The sequence below is a fragment of the Christiangramia sp. LLG6405-1 genome, assembly GCF_045055805.1.
Taxonomy (GTDB): domain Bacteria; phylum Bacteroidota; class Bacteroidia; order Flavobacteriales; family Flavobacteriaceae; genus Christiangramia.
On sequence record NZ_CP159330.1, the window covers coordinates 2,732,514 to 2,747,978 of the forward strand.

The following is a 15,465-nucleotide window of genomic DNA, read 5'->3' on the forward strand; positions in this document are numbered from 1 at the left end:
GATTATGAAAATACAGCTAGTATCTACCATTACGTGTCCTGATTGCGGACATACGAAAGAAGAAGAAATGCCTACAACCGCCTGTCAGTTTTTTTACCAATGTGAAAATTGCAGTCAATTATTGAAACCAAAGGAAGGTGATTGCTGCGTTTATTGTTCTTATGGTACTGTTGCCTGTCCACCCATTCAGGAAGGAACAAATTGCTGCTAAAAATGAAAAGCGGACTCTATATCGAGCCCGCCAATTTTTTTTTAAAATTTTAGAAGTCGATTAATCTTTCCTCGTAACTAATTCATACACACAAGGTATTACTACCAGGTTCAGTACCGTTGCTGAAAGCAATCCACCCAGGATTACAACAGCCATTGGGCTTTGGATCTCACTTCCCGGTTCGCCTCCTTTTAAGGCAAGTGGAATAAGTGCTAATCCAGTTGTAAACGCTGTCATTAAAATTGGATTTAATCTGTCGAGCGCACCAGATTTAATGAGCTCATATCCTCTAAGGCCTTCCTTCCGCAGATCTTCATATCTCGAAACCAGCAAGATTCCATTTCGTGTCGCGATCCCAAATAAACTGATAAAACCTATCGTGGAAGCTATACTTACAATTCCTGAAGTAAAGTATACGATTAAGATTCCACCAATCAAAGCCAGGGGTAAATTGATAAGCACAACAAAAGCGAGTTTCACATTGTTGAATTCAAAATACAATAAGAGAAAGATCACGAAGATTGCAATAATTGCAGTGATCAACAGCATTTGTGAAGCTCTCGATTCACTTTCAAATTGCCCACCGTATTGTACCCTATAGCCTTCGGGAATATTCACCGAAGAATTCACGGTTTCTTGAATTTCTTCTACCGCACTTCTCAAATCCCGACCCTGCACATTCGCAGCAACCACGATCTTCCTTTGCACATCTTCCCGGCTAATGGTATTCGGACTGCTTACGGACGAAACATTAGCGAGCTGTTCCAATGGAACCTGTGAACCATTTGGCAATCCAATCAAAGCGGTTTTGATTTTCTCAATGCTGTTTCTCACATCCTCCTTATAACGAACCACCAGGTCAAAATACTTCTGACCTTCATAAATTTCACCCACTTCGTGACCGGCAAAGGCGATATCTACCTGCTCCATTAACTGTCCTACGGTCATTCCATAAGCTGAAAGGATCTGTCGTTTTGGGCTTATCTTGATCTGTGGTACTTCGATCTGCTGATCAACAGCTACATCGGCAAGCCCATCGATAGGAGTAATATTCTCCTCCACGTTTTTACCTATTTCATATAGCTGCTGAAGATCGGGTCCAAAGATCTTAATCGCGATATTGGCTCTCGTACCTGAAAGCATATGATCGATACGGTGAGCAATGGGCTGCCCCAGCGTAATATTAACCCCTGGAACGATACTTAATTTCTCCCGTACCTCTTCAAAAAACTCCTCCTTCGATTTATCTTTCAGGGTGAATGGTACATCGATCTCGGCGGCATTTACTCCCTGGGCATGCTCGTCCAGTTCAGCTCTACCGGTCCTTCTGGTAACCACATCCACTTCAGGCATTTCAAACAATAATTGCTCTACCTGGTTTCCAGTCTTATTACTTTCTTCCAAAGACATAGATGGAGGCCCCACCACACTTATCACTAGTGATCCCTCGTTGAATTCAGGAAGAAAACTTCTTCCTAATTGCGTAAATAAAGCAATACTCAGTAAAAAAGCAACCACTGTTACCGCGATCACGGTTTTAGGGATCTTTAAGGCTCGATTTAGAATATCGGCGTAAGCCTTCTGTAACCATCTTTCCACTTTTGTTCCTTCGGACTGCTTTTTCAGCATTTTCTCCTTTTTCAGAAGATAGCTACACAGCACCGGAGTAACTGTTACCGCTACAATCAGCGACGTCAATACTGAAGTGATAAAAGCAATTCCCAGAGGTTTCAGCAATCGGCCTTCCATTCCGCCAAGGAAAAACAGCGGCACAAAAGAGACGATAATGATAAGGGTTGCTATGATGATGGAACTTCTAATTTCCACCGATGCATCCCTTACCACGGTGATCACCGACTGCCTTTCAGCTTTAGGTTTTCGAATATTCTCACGCAGGCGTTTATAAACATTCTCCACATCAATAATAGCATCATCTACCAGTGCTCCAATTGCAATTGCCATTCCACCCAAACTCATGGTATTGATGGTATAGCCCAGCATTTTTAATACGATAATCGATACCAGTAACGAAATTGGGATCGCCAGTAGTGAAATTAGGGTGGTACGCCAGTTCATCAGGAATATGAATAACACGATGACCACGAAAAAGGCACCTTCCAGCAGGGTCATATTCAGGTTACTGATGGAAGCATCAATAAAGTCTGCCTGTCGGAAGATCTGACTTTTGATCTCCACGCTTTCAGGGAGACTTGTTTCCAGTTCGGCAATGGCCTCATCCAGTCTTTCCGTGAGTTCCAGCGTATTGACATCGGGCTGCTTGGAAATTGTCAAAATTACCGCAGGTTCCGCATTCAGGGAGCCATCCCCGATCTTATCGGCAGCGCCTATCTGTACTTCCGCAATATCCTTTATTTTAATACTCTGACCGTTTACCTGTTTTACCACAGCTTCCTCCAGATCATCTATCGCATAAGCTCTACCACTTCCTTTGATGATGTATTGATTTCCGTATTGATTCAGAAAACCACCGGGAGCATTCGTATTTGCCTCTTTAACCTTCTCGGTTAATTCTTCGAGACTTACATCGTAATATTTCATTTTTCCGGGATCGGCAAAAACCTGGTATTGTTTATAATCTCCTCCAATCACCACCACGTTTGCAATCCCTCCGATGGCTTTGATCCGTGGACGTATCTGCCAGTCAGATAATGTTCTTAGTTCCATTGGGTTCAAACTATCTGAAGTGACTCCCAATAGCATTACTTCTCCCATAATCGAGGAAATGGGTGCCATAGTAGGAGCTCCTATTCCTGTGGGTAGGTTTTCACGAACCATTGGAATACGTTCACTTACGATCTGTCTTGCCTTGTAAATATCAGTACCCCAGTCGAATTCAACCCAAACGATGGAGATCCCGGCGGCTGAGGAAGAACGAATCCTTCTTACATTCGGCGAACCGTTCATCGCGGTTTCGAGCTGATAGGTCACTAGTTTCTCTACCTCTTCACTTTCCATTCCGTGTGCTTCCGTTAGTATGGTCACGGTAGGCGCAGTAAGGTCTGGGAATACATCCACGTTCATAGTACGTGCGAGGTAAAACCCGGTGACGCTCAGTACCACAGCCGCCAGAAGAACCAGAAGCCGGTTTTGAAGCGAAATCGATAATATTTTATTTAACATCTAATTTCTATTTCTTTATTAATGATCATGACCGTGTGCGGGTGTTTGTCCAGACATCGAAGCCATCTTAACCTGGTAATTTCCTGTTGTTACGACAACCTCTCCGACATCAAGTCCGCTAAGTACCTGTGCGTTCTTTCCGTTTCGTTTCCCGATCTTCACAGCTCTTCTCTCGAAACTTTCACCCCCGGTTTGTACGATCACAGAAAAATTACCGTAATCTTCCAGTAATGCAGCTTCAGGCACCACAATTCCGGTTTCAGCCTCTCCAAGAGCGATCTGTACTTCAGTAAAACTGCCTTCAGGCATTTCAACTACATCGTTCACTTTGATATATACCGGGATCATAGGTTTGCGATCCTCTACTTCCTTGCCTACGGAAACGATAGATCCTTCTTCTACTTCACTCCAGGTCCCTTCATCATTTCTGTACCATACACTCGCAATAGCTTCTTTACTTGGATTATGAGAGGCACTTAATTGCGTTTTAAGCAAACGTGATTTGTCAGTTCCAATTCTAACAAGATTAGCTCCCTGTTCTACGTAATCCCCGTTTGAGGTGCTTATGGATTTTATAAATCCGCCAAAAGGAGCCCTGATCTGCTTCCCGCCAGCTCCGTAATTGGAGGCAAGTGCACGGTAATTAGATTCGGCTACCCGAAAGTCGCTTTCCACCCTTTCAAATTCCGCTTTGGGCACAATTTTATCCTCATAAAGTTGCTTTTTTCGTTCATATTCAGCTTTCGCTTGATCGTACCTGGCTTTGGCCTGAGCGATTTCTGCCTGGATATTATTGGAAGAAAGTCCTTCGCTGCTCAAAGTCATCAACAGCTGACCTTTTTTCACCTCGGTACCTTCCGTTAAGTTATCTAAAGCAAAATTCACCATTCCATTAGCTCCTGCTGCAAGGGACTTATATGTTCCCGGAGCGGCTTGCCATACTCCTGATGTATGCACAATGTCATAAACTTCACCATCTGTAACAGGCTCGGTTTGAAAATCGATCTTCCAGGCCTGTTCCTTTAAAAAGCTAATGCGAGCATCTTCTGCTTCCGTTACATTTTCTGATGCTTCTTCAGTCGAGCCATACACCTGAACGTCTTTTATCACGATCCTGTCTGAATACTCAGGAGTTTTCAGATCAAAAACCAGGTCGTAAGTCCCAGGTCTTTTTGGCTGTAAAGCGGGTGAAAAAATTCCGGGTGAAGACGGCGATTCCACCTTATGCCGAATTCCGCTATCTCCTTGAATAAGGCTCACTGTAACCGAGCCCTTTCGAATCGGCTGGTGTTTATCCAGAACAGTAAAATGGGCGGCAAATTTGCTGGTTTTTCCTTCCACTAAAGCCGGAAATTCAACGAAAAGCTCCGTCTGGTCTGTCCAGATGGTTTTGCTGATCGCGGGAACTTCTGAGCCTACGTGATTTCCTTCTGCATCGTGCGCATGGCCTTCCTCCTCGTTATTTCCGCAGGAAAAAAGGAAAAGCGAGATACATACTATATAAATATATTTCATGTCTAATATTGTTTTTTAATGATCCTCATGTTCCGTCCCATCATCATGCGAATGATGATCAGACTCTTCATGCATATCGAGTGAATCTTCACCAACTTTGAATTCTTCCTGTTCCATATGACTACCATCTTCATTATGTGGATGACCATGCTCTTCCTCTTCCGGGGCATGATCTTCAGTTCCTTCTGCATGTTCATGTCCATGATCTTCTTTTGCTGTATCTCTACAAGCTGAAAAACCAAATACTAATATTGCTGCGAAAAATAAATTCTTGAAATTCATATTATTTAATTATAATTGATGTTTTAAAAGTGTTGCTTTAAGCTGAAGGAGTTCTTTTTCCATCTCCAGCATATTGTTAAAAGCCTGCCGGTAGAACTCCACTTCCCGGTAATAATCCAGAAATGAAAATTCCCCCAGCTCGTAGGCTTTAAATAAAAGTTCTTCGGAATTCAGATCCTGAAAAGTTTGCTGATATTCCTCATACTTTCTCTTTAGCAACTTATATTGCTGATAGTCTTCCTGAAAACGGGTGTATAGTTCAGCCGTTTCAACGCCAGTGTTCGCTTGGTTATATTCCAAATTTGCCTCTGCGGCTTTTACTTTATTCTTACTGTTCCAAAGAGGGATGGAGATTCCGCCTAGAAATCCTGAATAATTACTGGAATTCACTCCCTGGTAATTATACCCAATGCTTAGGTCTGGAAGAATCTTATTCTTTTCCAGTTTTACCTGCTGCTGGGCAAGATTTTCTCGAGCTTTTAACTGCTGAATTTTGGCATCTTCGGAAAGTTTTTCTTCCCAAAGCGTCTGCATTTCGGCCAATTCAGGATCTGCGAAAAATTGGACCTCTTCAGCCTCAATTGTATTTCCACCGTTCAATTTCTGAAGTTCTAGAAGTGTGTTCCTGATCCTGATGTTAATCTGATCCAGTTCAAACTGCTCCTGTAACCAGGCTACTTTGGCTTTATTCAATTCCAGGATACCAATCTGTTCTGCATCGAATAAACGCTGAATTTGATCATACACCTGTTTGGCCTGCTCCACTCTTTTTTCCTCCAGCTTTTTTCGTTTCTGCAGGGTCTGCAGTTCTAGAAGCTGTTCCTTGGCATTCAGTAATACTTCTTCACGTAGCTTTTCATACTCTAGTTCCTGCAATTCCTTTTGCTTTTCAATACGCTTACTTCGCGCTCCATAAACTGTAGGAAACTCAAATTGCTGAGAAACCTGGTATTCAGTATAATCACCAGTTTGATGCTCGCCGAAAGGAAGATAAAAGGCTGAAACCTGTGGATCCTGTAGATTATTTTCTGTCTTATTCCCAAGGTTAAGACTTGCCATATAAGACTGATATGCCTTGAGTTGCCTGTTATTCTGGCTAATCTGCTCCAAAATACCGTCCATGCTGGTATCCTGGGCAAATGAGCCTATGGAGATTAGTATTCCGCATACAGCGGAAACTATATTTCTGTACATAAATTTTGATTTTAGTTTAATCTATACGATAAGGTCAGCCAGCTATTTTAAATAGTGGCCTGACTAGTTGATCAAACTAAGTCGGGAGGTCCCCGAAGTGAGAGTAAGGATAAATAAGGATTGAAATATTCATTTGGAGGCTGATAAATTTCAAAATTTTCTGAATCCTGATCAGCTAAAATCCAATTCCCTAAATAGTTTTTGTTTGAAGTTTTCTTTTTGGCTTCTGTCTTTTGTGCCCTGACGTCCTCGGTATATTCCTTAATTACCGGAATTTCATTGGAAGCACTCGTATGAGAATGAATAGCCAGCAAATAAGACAAGAATCCGCCCTGCTTATCTTCCTGCTTCTTTTTGTGGTGATGAGCTTCACCGGAATGATGATGTGCAACCTCGTTATTCTCCTCTTGATGTTCATGGTGTGCATGCGGTATGACCTGATGAAAAGACATCAGCATAAAAACGCCAAGAAGAAATAGGGACTTTATTTGATTTTTTGTTTGCACTGATTACAAAAGTAATAATTTATCACAGAGATTTGAGGAAAAATAGTATAAACCATAAGAACCTTAGCTCTTATGGTTTATACTTCAACTAATTAACTTACTGACTACTTAGAGTTCTATACTCAAATAACCTTTCTTCTGCAGCTGAAAATCATGTAAAATACCATTGTCCACAACTTCAAGTTCTTCGGGAATATCTTCCTTATTAACTTTGAACTTTTTCAAAGAAAAGCCGCAAACCACTATTTTCACGTGAGCTTTTTCAGCTTTTTCAATAAAGTCCATCATCACTTCTTTGTTTGTAAGTTCCTCTACGGTTTTTCCACAGATAATCGCTTGGAAATCCCCGAAACTCTTCCCATCTTCTTCCGCCAGCGCTTCAGCGGTTAAAATAATTGGCTGAAGTTGGGGGATCTTTTTCGTAAGCACCACATAATTATGTGAATGATCCTCTTGTTTGGATGTTTGTGCATTTAGAGCATTCGAAAATGTGAGTGTTAAAAGAAATACTCCTAGAATTAGCTTTTTCATAATTATTGTTTTTTAAATGTTTGAATATCGTTTAATATAAAAAATAGAAGTCCTCCTAATATGGCTATATTTTTAAATAGAGGACCTAAAGTGTGAATCTGTCCTACCTGGACAGTTAAAGTAATTGGTATTATCACTGACGCCAGAACTATTGCCGCCAATCGGGTTTTATAGCCGATAAGTAGGCAAAATCCGGCGATCATCATAACAATTCCCGATATGATCACTAAATATTCAGGATTACCAAAGAAGTAGGCAATGCCTTTAAACCTTGCCTGGTCAATTCGATTTAGCGTTTTTTCCAGATTCAAAATATGGTTAAAACTCGCCACTAAAAATATTCCGCTAAGTAAAATGCGAAATAGCTGTACCGATCTATAGGATACAGAAATAGTTGCTTTCATATAATTCAATAAAATTCGTGAATAAATAAGCCTGAAAAATATAATTTTCCAAACCATCTTAATGCTAAGACATTATTGAATATTTTGGAGGGGGATATAATTTTCTGGGATGTATGCTTATAACCAATGGCCTTACATATACAAATTCCCTAAAATCCAAATCCCTGATTTCAGGAATTTCTTTTTCTGCAATAAGCTGATAATTATTAGAACAGGTCCTAGCCAGTTTTAGTAACTGAACCGGAGAAGAGGATTTAAAATGTTCACCTGTTTCCTTAATATCATTATTTTTCTTTTCACAGAGAGGATTTAAAACTACAACCCTATCAGTACTGAGTAAAAAACTAAAGATATCAGTATCTAAGGTGATCAATTTTCCCAAAAAAACCATTACCAGAAATATCGCTATGTATTCTTTTCCATGCATATTTAGTGTCCAAATATAAAAGATTTGATTGCTCCTCCATGTAACCTTTGTTACACTGGGAAATTCCTCGATTGTATGTAACCATCGTTGCATTAATATTACTGAAGAATTTGAAAAAGTAACGGATGAACTGGAAAAAGAAGGTCTTGGGGTATTAACTGAAATAAATATCACCGAAACCCTTAAGAAAAAATTGCTGCCTCATTTAGCTAATGTAATAAAGTTAAATCCAAAACACTTGTATTAAGTAATATTCAGATAATATATTAATCTAAGAATTGTAGAGCTTTTAAGTTTCAGGATCTCTTCTAAAAATTTTAATTAAATTAAATATCATTACACAAAAAACGACCCATATAAACCCTGCAATGAACCCACCAAATACGTCTGAAGGATAATGTACTCCAAGATAAATCCGGCTTAATCCAATCCCGAGGATCAAAAATGCGAAGATTGTGATCAGAAAAAATTTAATGAATTTATTTATCGGTAAATTGAAGATGAGATATATTATAAATCCATAGAATGCCATCGCCATAGTAGCATGGCCACTAGGAAAACTAAGCGTTTCTACTTTAACCAGATGTTCTGAAACAGGTCTAGCTCTATCTATTGTTTTTTTTAAAAGTAAATTAGAACCCAGAGCAAGAATCATTACCAAGACACTTTGAGCTACATATTTCCAACTTTTTAAAATCCAATAAAAGAAAATAGCACTTAAACTAAACATAATCACATATCCAAGTGTATCCCCAAAATTGGTTATAAATGTAAAAACAGTAGTTATTGCAGGAGATCGAAAATCTATAAAAAAATTAGTGACTGCGGTATCATAATTCGCTAAAACATCAGATTTTAAAAATTCAGTAAGCTCTATAAATAATTTGATCCCCCCTATTACAATGATAGCAGTAATTAAAGTAGTTATAATATAGGGAAGCTTGTGATCGTATTGTCTAAATTTATTTGAAAGAATTTCTTTTATCTTTCTTAATACGCTAAAAAGTTGTTTTCGCATAGTTCAAAATGAATAAATTATAATTAACGTGCAAATTAGGATTCGAATCTAAAGACAAATTGAATTTTCTATATTTACTTTAATATTTCTTTAGAATCAACCTCTACCTTTATTCCCTTAACTTTTTAATAATGAAATATCTAATTGCCGAGGATGAAAAAGAATTACAGCAATCTATCGCCACTTATTTGAGTCATGAAGCTAATGTGTGTGAAACCGCATCAGATTATCACGAAGCTTCAGAAAAATTAGAACTCTATGAGTACGATATTGTTATCCTGGATATTAACCTAGTTACTGGGAGCGGACTCGATCTACTCAAAAAACTCAAAAAGCTACAAAAAAAATGTGGCGTGATTATTATTTCAGCAAACAGTTCATTAGATAATAAATTAGAAGGATTGGATTTGGGTGCAGATGATTACATCACTAAGCCTTTTCATCTTGCCGAACTAAATTCACGCATAAAAGCAGTCCTAAGACGTGGGCAATTTGGTGGAGATAACACTATAAATTTTCAGGAAATTAAGTTGGACACTATGGCCCGTAGTGCCTATGTAAATGGGAAAGCTATTACACTTACAAGAAAGGAGTATGATCTTCTTTTATTCTTTATCACCAATCAGGGAAGAGTTCTATCAAAAGCAATTATTGCAGAACATCTTTGGGGAGACGATAGTGACTTGTTAGATAATTTTGATTTTATTTATGTGCACATCAATAATTTGAGAAAAAAACTTACTAAAGAAGGAGCAAAATATATCCAAACGGCCTACGGAAGTGGTTATAAATTCATCGCAGATTAAAAATTCAACCCCAAATAAAACAAAACTATTAAGAAAAGCTTCCAAGACTTTTCTAATTACCAGTATTGTGATAATGATACTCTCAGGTATTGTTCTTTTCATATATACCAAATCGCTTTTGGAGAATGAAATTGAAGAAGAGCTCTATTCCAATAAAGACCGGGTAGAGCGTTTGCTGAAAAACAATCCTGATCTCGTGGGAATCCCGCCAATCATGATGGCTGAAAAAACTGAAATTTCAGAAGAAAATGTTCTTATTGACACACTTATTTTTGATCCGCTTCAGGATGAAGTAGAACTTTTCAGGCAATTATCTGGTACCAGGAATATTAATGGTCAAGAGTATAAAATAACGGTCCGGGCAATGGTTATTGAATCTGAAGATATTCTTTCTGCAATTGTCCTCACATTCCTGTCAATAATTTTCCTAGCTTTTATTTTCCTTTTTTATCTGAATAAATCCCGTAATGAAAAACTATGGCAACCATTTTTTGTGAATTTGGAACGCTTAAAAAGTTTCTCTTTAAAGTCTGATAAACCTTTAGAACTTAATGATTCAGATATTGTTGAGTTTGATGAACTGAACAAGCAAATGCTGGCATTAACTTCAAAAGTTCAGGCCGACTATCGAAATTTAAAACAATTTACCGAGGATGTCTCTCATGAAATGCAGACACCACTTGCAATTATGCAAGCTAAAATAGAAACGCTCTTTGATCAACAAAATATAAACGAAAAACAATATGAGCAGCTTAGCTCACTTCAGTTTGATATACAAAGACTTAAACAACTGAACAATCGGTTGATATTACTTGCCAAAATTGATAATAATCAGTTTACCGCAGATGAGAATATTTCGATAAATGAAACTCTTAAACAGTCAATTGATAATTTTACTGAGATCACTCAGACCAGGATAGCCCTTAATGGAAAGGATGAAATAACCGCTATTATGGACAAAGCGCTCGCTTCTATACTATTTAATAATCTATTGACCAATGCTATAAAACACAATTTTGGAAACCAGCCTATCAGTGTGGTTATCAAAAAGAACCATGTTCAAGTTATCAACGCCGGAACTGATGGCCTAAGTAATCCAGAATATATTTTTGATCGTTTTTACAAAGAAAGTAAAAAACCAGATTCCACAGGTCTGGGTCTTTCCATAGTGAAGAAGATTTGTGACTTTTATGGGTTTTTACCTTCCTATAGATTTCATGAAAGCAGTAAAAAACATATTTTCCAGATTGAATTTGATACTTGAAATTTTTTAAGTCTAAAACTTTAAATTTCCTTTAGATCGCACCACTACTTTCACGCAAAATTCAACTGATGAAAGTATGCCTGAAGAAAGAAACTCTTCTTTTATTTTTCTTATTTATTTCAACCATTGCCGTAGGCCAGGGTATTACTGTTACAGGCCAGGTAATAGAACAAGATACGCAGGAAACACTCCCTTTTGTTACCGTATCTATTTTTGATGCAACTAGTCTAAACATAGTAACAGGTACCGTAACCAATGAATCTGGCCAGTTTACGGTAGAACTGCCTACCGGAAATTATCTACTGAAAATATCATTTGTAGGTTTTGAAACGCTAGAAAGAAAAATAACTGCCGGTGGACTTAACCCTATTTTTGATTTGGGAAAAATTGAGCTTGCCGCTTCTTCAGAATCGCTGGATGAAGTAGCTATTGTTGCAAAACGAACAACAGTCTCTTCAGATCTTGACAAAAAATCTTTTAGCCTTGATGATAATGTAGCACAATCTGGCGGATCTGTACTAGATGCCATGAAAACTATGCCTGGAGTAACTTTTGACCAGGAAGGAAAAGTGGTGCTTCGCGGAAGTGATAAAGTAGTGGTGCTCATTGATGGAAAACAGTCCAGTTTAACCGGGTTTGGTAATCAAAAAGGCCTTTCTAATATTCCCGCGGCTAATATTGAACGTATCGAAATCATCAATAATCCATCGACAAAGTATGACGCCAATGGATTTGCGGGAATCGTCAATATCATTTATAAGGAGGAAAAGCAAAAAGGGCTTAATGGTGATTTGGGAGTATCTTCTGGTTTAGGTGTTTTGTCTAAGAGAAAAAAAGACACCCCCACAGATGGCAGCTACTCGATAAACCCCAAACTTATTCCCAGCCTGAATCTTAATTACCGTACCAAAAAACTGAATTATTTTCTGCAAACAGAAATTATTCTACAGGAAGCTTTACCAAATAATGAATTTACTTCTAGATATTATGACGATGGCAGAAACATCATCTCACAAGTTCCGGAAAACCGCAGACAATTTCGAAGCATTATAACCGGAGGTGTTGACTATGAAATTTCAGAAAATGACAACATTACTTTTTCAGGAATGTTTGATCGGGAGAAACACATTGACACTTCTCAAGTGGCATTTATCAATTTAGACAATAATGGGCGTAACCGTTTATATACCTGGAAGGAAGATGAAGTGACCAGTTTTATCAATGCGGCTGTTAATTATGAGCATAAATTTAAGCAACCAGGTCATAAACTCTCCGTAAATGCTCAATATACGCGGGGATTGGAAGATGAAAGTTATTTTTTAAACGATAGTTCTACGGTTCGTATAGGTCGGGACATGACAAATATTAGGGCCATTGAGCATACTAGCAGTTTTTCTACAGATTATGCGAGGGCGCTAAGCAATGGAAGGATAGAATTGGGTGCAAAAGCTCGCTTTAGAAGACTTCCTGTGGATTATACTATAGAACGTGGGAACCAAAGTATTATATATCCCAGTCTGGGCGATTTTTCAGAATGGAGAGAAAATCTTTTTGCTGCCTACGGAAATTACCTGCTGGAAAAAGAAAATTTTGATATAGAAGCTGGCTTAAGGGTAGAACAGACTGATGTTTCCTATCAACTGGACCCAGAAAATATTTATTATGATTCTAACGATAACTATAATTATTTTGAATTTTTTCCCAGTGTACGCTTTACCTATAAGTTGAATAACAGGAATAAGCTTTCCGCTTTTTATAATCGTCGGATCGACCGGCCAGGAGAACCTGAATTGCGCATTTTCCCTAAATATGACGACCCGGAACTGCTTAAAGTGGGAAATCCCTATTTACGACCACAATTTACCAACAGTTTTGAATTGGCGCATCGTTATTCCTGGAGTTCGGGATCCTTATTTTCTGCGATGTATCACCGCGAAATTAATGGGGCATACCAGCGTATTTTCAGTATAGATGACAGTAATCCACAATACGATATTGTAAATAGAATTTATCAAAATACAGGGCATAGCACCAACACCGGTATTGAATTATTATTAAGTCAGGAAATTGCCGATTATTGGAAACTAAACTCAAGTTTAAATATTTATAGAAATGGTATTGATGATTTTCAGGGAACTTTATTGTTTCCTTTTGAGCGACCATTTTTCATAGAAGAGTCTAAAGATACCGCTGGGGATTTTAAGATAACCAATACGTTTACTTTTCCTTGGGAACTGGAAGCTCAAATTACGGGGCTTTGGTACAGTGCCCGAAACATTCCCCAGGGAGAAGAGCTCGCTCGTTCTTCTATTGATGTAGGTTTTAAAAAATCAATTTGGGATAAAAAAGGTGAGATCACTTTATCTGCATCAGATCTGTTCAACAAATTTGGTTTGAGACAAAAGATCAACGGTCAGGATTTTACGGCTCTGTATGAAAATTATTATGAGACTCAAATTGTAAGACTTGGTTTCAACTATAAATTTTGATATTTGAAACTTAAATTTTTTAATCTTTTAGTAGATATAACTTTTACTTAAAGTTTACTTTAGATTACCTCCTTACATTTCAGTATTAAAGAATACATTAATTTATAAATCAGGGCTTATTGGCTAAAACTACTTTTTAGGTAAGACAATCTTTATTTGAATTAGCCATTATTTAAGGTGCGATACCTGAATAAAAGCCCTGGAAAGGAAGGATCATCCTTACGAACTTGTGCCGAGCGCATTCGAAGTATCGTATTGCAAATCATCCTTCCTTTGTCAGGCACAAAAATCTACTATCCAGAACTTTAAGATTCCATTAGAATTACGTAGTAATTTAATTCCATTATTAAAACAGACTTAAAAATGGAAAAAATCATTTTGAACAAAGTTGCAGAAATAACTGTATTGTTCTGGATTATGAAAATTATCGCTACCACATTGGGCGAAACTTTAGGCGATTATATCGCACAGACTTTAGCACTCGGATATACTTGGGGGATTCTTATTACGCTAATATTTTTTGTTGTGGTATTGGTTATTCAGCTTTATGCTAAGAAGTATATTCCGCTGTACTTTTGGCTTGTAATTATTGCTACCACAACCCTGGGGACCGAAATTTCAGATTTCATGGATAGGAGTCTGGGCCTTGGATATACTTACGGTAGTTTGATTTTATTTACTGGCCTTCTGGCAATACTATTAATATGGTATAGCAACTATAAAAACCTACAAGTCTATCCCATTATTGAGAAAAAAAAGGAACTATTTTTTTGGACGGCCGTACTTTTTTCAAATAGTTTAGGAACGGCCTTTGGCGATTATCTCGGAGATGTGGCGGGACTAAGCTATTTGCAGGGAGCACTTATAACCGCTTCAATTATCGCAGTTGTAATTCTCTTGCACTACTTTACTAAGCTCAACCAGATTTTTCTGTTTTGGATAGCTTTTGTATTTACCAGACCTTTTGGGGCAACCTTCGGTGATTTTCTTACCAAACCTCGGGATAATGGAGGTATGGATTTGGGAACACTACCTGCTTCTTTAATCTCAATTGTGCTGATTTCCATTCTAATTTATATTTCACATAAAAAACATCATCAGAAGATGATGAAGGAATCTCTTTAGATTTGCTTAAAGCCAGCTTGAGATTTGCCCTGTAGATTTACATTATAATTATAAATAATTAGTACATATGAAAAAATTAATTTTAGGGGTAGGAATGGTTGTAGTGGCAATGACTACCATAGCATTCACTTCAGAAAATAAGGATAAAGTTCCTCAGGTCGTTAAAAACGCTTTTGCAAAAAAATTTCCCACAGCAAAAAAGGTGGACTGGGAAAAAGAAAATGAAACCGAATGGGAAGCTGAATTTAAAATGAACAATGTTGAATATTCAGCTAATTTCTTAGCAAATGGCACTTGGCAGGAAACCGAGCACGAAGTGAAAACCAACGACGTTCCACAGAATATTTTATCCTCGTTAAAGTCAAACTTTCCAGGATATGAGATAGAAGAAGCTGAAATATCTGAAACTTCTAAAGGGTCTTTCTATGAATTTGAAATTGAAAAAGGGAAGATAGAAATGGAAGTTACTCTTGATAGTAGCGGTACTATTATAAAAAAGCAAATGGAAGAAGAGGAAGACAAAGATTAAGTGTTAGTTTTCATAATTGATTG

The 15,465-nt window shown here is 37.9% G+C and carries 15 protein-coding genes; 6 read left to right on the forward strand and 9 right to left on the reverse strand.

Features of this window, described 5'->3' with window-relative positions; all coding sequences use genetic code 11:
* Positions 1-4 precede the first annotated feature (4 nt).
* Positions 5-211 (forward strand): GDCCVxC domain-containing (seleno)protein, encoded by a 207-nt coding sequence (locus ABVM50_RS12550; protein WP_219548965.1) that lies wholly within the window; start codon positions 5-7, stop codon positions 209-211.
* Positions 212-271: 60 nt separating this feature from the next.
* On the opposite strand, the gene ABVM50_RS12555 is transcribed toward ABVM50_RS12550, so the two are convergent.
* From ABVM50_RS12555 to ABVM50_RS12595, 9 genes are all read right to left on the reverse strand, one after another.
* The gene (locus ABVM50_RS12555; protein ID WP_405198876.1) at positions 272-3,352 is read right to left on the reverse strand and encodes an efflux RND transporter permease subunit; all 3,081 of its coding nucleotides are present in this window, start codon (positions 3,350-3,352) and stop codon (positions 272-274) included.
* Between the two features lie 18 nt (positions 3,353-3,370).
* Positions 3,371-4,867, reverse strand: a complete 1,497-nt coding sequence (locus ABVM50_RS12560; protein ID WP_405198877.1) for an efflux RND transporter periplasmic adaptor subunit — start codon at positions 4,865-4,867, stop codon at positions 3,371-3,373.
* Between the two features lie 15 nt (positions 4,868-4,882).
* The gene (locus tag ABVM50_RS12565) at positions 4,883-5,149 is read right to left on the reverse strand and encodes a hypothetical protein (RefSeq protein ID WP_405198878.1); all 267 of its coding nucleotides are present in this window, start codon (positions 5,147-5,149) and stop codon (positions 4,883-4,885) included.
* A gap of 9 nt (positions 5,150-5,158) precedes the next feature.
* The gene (locus ABVM50_RS12570) at positions 5,159-6,343 is read right to left on the reverse strand and encodes a TolC family protein (protein ID WP_405198879.1); all 1,185 of its coding nucleotides are present in this window, start codon (positions 6,341-6,343) and stop codon (positions 5,159-5,161) included.
* 71 nt (positions 6,344-6,414) lie between these two features.
* Positions 6,415-6,795 carry a hypothetical protein gene (locus tag ABVM50_RS12575; RefSeq protein ID WP_405198880.1) on the reverse strand — a complete coding sequence of 127 codons (381 nt, stop codon included), beginning with the start codon at positions 6,793-6,795 and terminating at the stop codon, positions 6,415-6,417.
* A gap of 162 nt (positions 6,796-6,957) precedes the next feature.
* Entirely contained in the window at positions 6,958-7,380 is a 423-nt protein-coding gene (locus ABVM50_RS12580; protein ID WP_405198881.1) for a DsrE family protein, read from the reverse strand.
* A 2-nt stretch (positions 7,381-7,382) separates the two neighbouring features.
* Entirely contained in the window at positions 7,383-7,784 is a 402-nt protein-coding gene (locus tag ABVM50_RS12585) for a DoxX family protein (protein ID WP_405198882.1), read from the reverse strand.
* Between the two features lie 64 nt (positions 7,785-7,848).
* Positions 7,849-8,211 (reverse strand): hypothetical protein, encoded by a 363-nt coding sequence (locus tag ABVM50_RS12590; RefSeq protein WP_405198883.1) that lies wholly within the window; start codon positions 8,209-8,211, stop codon positions 7,849-7,851.
* 289 nt (positions 8,212-8,500) lie between these two features.
* Positions 8,501-9,229, reverse strand: a complete 729-nt coding sequence (locus tag ABVM50_RS12595) for a phosphatase PAP2 family protein (protein ID WP_405198884.1) — start codon at positions 9,227-9,229, stop codon at positions 8,501-8,503.
* Between the two features lie 131 nt (positions 9,230-9,360).
* On the opposite strand from ABVM50_RS12595, the gene ABVM50_RS12600 reads away from it, so the two are divergent.
* From ABVM50_RS12600 to ABVM50_RS12620, 5 genes are all read left to right on the forward strand, one after another.
* A complete protein-coding gene (locus tag ABVM50_RS12600; protein ID WP_405198885.1) occupies positions 9,361-10,035 on the forward strand; it encodes a response regulator transcription factor in 675 nt (224 codons plus the stop codon).
* Between the two features lie 73 nt (positions 10,036-10,108).
* Complete coding sequence (locus ABVM50_RS12605; protein ID WP_405200708.1) at positions 10,109-11,299, forward strand: sensor histidine kinase; 1,191 nt, start codon at positions 10,109-10,111, stop codon at positions 11,297-11,299.
* A 68-nt stretch (positions 11,300-11,367) separates the two neighbouring features.
* Entirely contained in the window at positions 11,368-13,788 is a 2,421-nt protein-coding gene (locus ABVM50_RS12610; RefSeq protein ID WP_405198886.1) for a TonB-dependent receptor domain-containing protein, read from the forward strand.
* 363 nt (positions 13,789-14,151) lie between these two features.
* Entirely contained in the window at positions 14,152-14,913 is a 762-nt protein-coding gene (locus ABVM50_RS12615) for a hypothetical protein (RefSeq protein ID WP_405198887.1), read from the forward strand.
* 67 nt (positions 14,914-14,980) lie between these two features.
* Positions 14,981-15,442, forward strand: a complete 462-nt coding sequence (locus ABVM50_RS12620; RefSeq protein WP_405198888.1) for a PepSY-like domain-containing protein — start codon at positions 14,981-14,983, stop codon at positions 15,440-15,442.
* The last annotated feature ends 23 nt before the right edge of the window (positions 15,443-15,465 follow it).

Excerpts from the sequence above, each read along its gene's own strand:
- ABVM50_RS12550 (WP_219548965.1), top strand. The coding sequence starts at position 5 with ATGAAAATACAGCTAGTATCTACCATTACGTGTCCTGATTGCGGACAT.
- ABVM50_RS12565 (WP_405198878.1), bottom strand. The coding sequence starts at position 5,149 with ATGAATTTCAAGAATTTATTTTTCGCAGCAATATTAGTATTTGGTTTT.
- ABVM50_RS12620 (WP_405198888.1), top strand. The coding sequence starts at position 14,981 with ATGAAAAAATTAATTTTAGGGGTAGGAATGGTTGTAGTGGCAATGACT.
- ABVM50_RS12585 (WP_405198882.1), bottom strand. The coding sequence starts at position 7,784 with ATGAAAGCAACTATTTCTGTATCCTATAGATCGGTACAGCTATTTCGC.
- ABVM50_RS12615 (WP_405198887.1), top strand. The coding sequence starts at position 14,152 with ATGGAAAAAATCATTTTGAACAAAGTTGCAGAAATAACTGTATTGTTC.
- ABVM50_RS12605 (WP_405200708.1), top strand. The coding sequence starts at position 10,109 with ATGATACTCTCAGGTATTGTTCTTTTCATATATACCAAATCGCTTTTG.
- ABVM50_RS12590 (WP_405198883.1), bottom strand. The coding sequence starts at position 8,211 with ATGCATGGAAAAGAATACATAGCGATATTTCTGGTAATGGTTTTTTTG.
- ABVM50_RS12580 (WP_405198881.1), bottom strand. The coding sequence starts at position 7,380 with ATGAAAAAGCTAATTCTAGGAGTATTTCTTTTAACACTCACATTTTCG.
- ABVM50_RS12555 (WP_405198876.1), bottom strand. The coding sequence starts at position 3,352 with ATGTTAAATAAAATATTATCGATTTCGCTTCAAAACCGGCTTCTGGTT.
- ABVM50_RS12600 (WP_405198885.1), top strand. The coding sequence starts at position 9,361 with ATGAAATATCTAATTGCCGAGGATGAAAAAGAATTACAGCAATCTATC.
- ABVM50_RS12610 (WP_405198886.1), top strand. The coding sequence starts at position 11,368 with ATGAAAGTATGCCTGAAGAAAGAAACTCTTCTTTTATTTTTCTTATTT.
- ABVM50_RS12595 (WP_405198884.1), bottom strand. The coding sequence starts at position 9,229 with ATGCGAAAACAACTTTTTAGCGTATTAAGAAAGATAAAAGAAATTCTT.
- ABVM50_RS12560 (WP_405198877.1), bottom strand. The coding sequence starts at position 4,867 with ATGAAATATATTTATATAGTATGTATCTCGCTTTTCCTTTTTTCCTGC.
- ABVM50_RS12575 (WP_405198880.1), bottom strand. The coding sequence starts at position 6,795 with ATGTCTTTTCATCAGGTCATACCGCATGCACACCATGAACATCAAGAG.
- ABVM50_RS12570 (WP_405198879.1), bottom strand. The coding sequence starts at position 6,343 with ATGTACAGAAATATAGTTTCCGCTGTATGCGGAATACTAATCTCCATA.